This window comes from Pseudoalteromonas sp. P1-16-1b, from assembly GCF_001401785.1.
Classification (GTDB): Bacteria; Pseudomonadota; Gammaproteobacteria; order Enterobacterales; family Alteromonadaceae; genus Pseudoalteromonas; species Pseudoalteromonas undina.
In genome coordinates this window covers 1-997 of sequence record NZ_LKGQ01000050.1, presented here as the reverse complement: position 1 = coordinate 997, position 997 = coordinate 1, and the positions used below count along the sequence as shown (strand labels likewise).

1 rRNA gene is annotated in these 997 nt (G+C 50.9%); it reads left to right on the top strand.

Going from position 1 to position 997, the window contains the following annotated elements:
• A 23S ribosomal RNA gene (locus tag AN392_RS18070) occupies positions 1–997 on the top strand; the annotation flags it as partial.

Sequence of the window (997 nt, the reverse complement as noted above, 5' to 3'; positions counted from 1 at the left end):
TGGAGGACCGAACCCACTAACGTTGAAAAGTTAGGGGATGACCTGTGGTTAGGAGTGAAAGGCTAATCAAACCGGGAGATAGCTGGTTCTCCCCGAAATCTATTTAGGTAGAGCCTCGGACGAATACTTACGGGGGTAGAGCACTGTTAAGGCTAGGGGGTCATCCCGACTTACCAACCCTTTGCAAACTCCGAATACCGTAAAGTAATATCCGGGAGACACACGGCGGGTGCTAACGTCCGTCGTGAAGAGGGAAACAACCCAGACCGCCAGCTAAGGTCCCAAAGTCATAGTTAAGTGGGAAACGATGTGGAAAGGCCCAGACAGCCAGGAGGTTGGCTTAGAAGCAGCCATCCTTTAAAGAAAGCGTAATAGCTCACTGGTCGAGTCGGTCTGCGCGGAAGATGTAACGGGGCTAAACTATGCACCGAAGCTGCGGATTCAGAATTTATTCTGAGTGGTAGGGGAGCGTTCTGTAAGCGGTTGAAGGTGTACCGGGAGGTATGCTGGACGTATCAGAAGTGCGAATGCTGACATGAGTAACGATAATGCGGGTGAAAAACCCGCACGCCGGAAGACCAAGGGTTCCTATCCCATGTTAATCAGGGTAGGGTAAGTCGACCCCTAAGGCGAGGCCGAAAGGCGTAGTCGATGGGAAACGGATTAATATTTCCGTACTTGGTATAATTGCGATGGGGGGACGGAGCAGGCTAAGCAAGCATGGCGATGGTAGTCCATGTGAAAGTGTGTAGGCTAGTGACTTAGGTAAATCCGGGTTGCTGTTAGGCTGAGACACGAGACGAGTCACCAAGGTGATGAAGTTGCTGATGCCATACTTCCAGGAAAAGCCTCTAAGCTTCAGATTATACCGAATCGTACCCCAAACCGACACAGGTGGTCAGGTAGAGAATACTAAGGCGCTTGAGAGAACTCGGGTGAAGGAACTAGGCAAAATCGTACCGTAACTTCGGGAGAAGGTACGCTCCGATTGGTGATG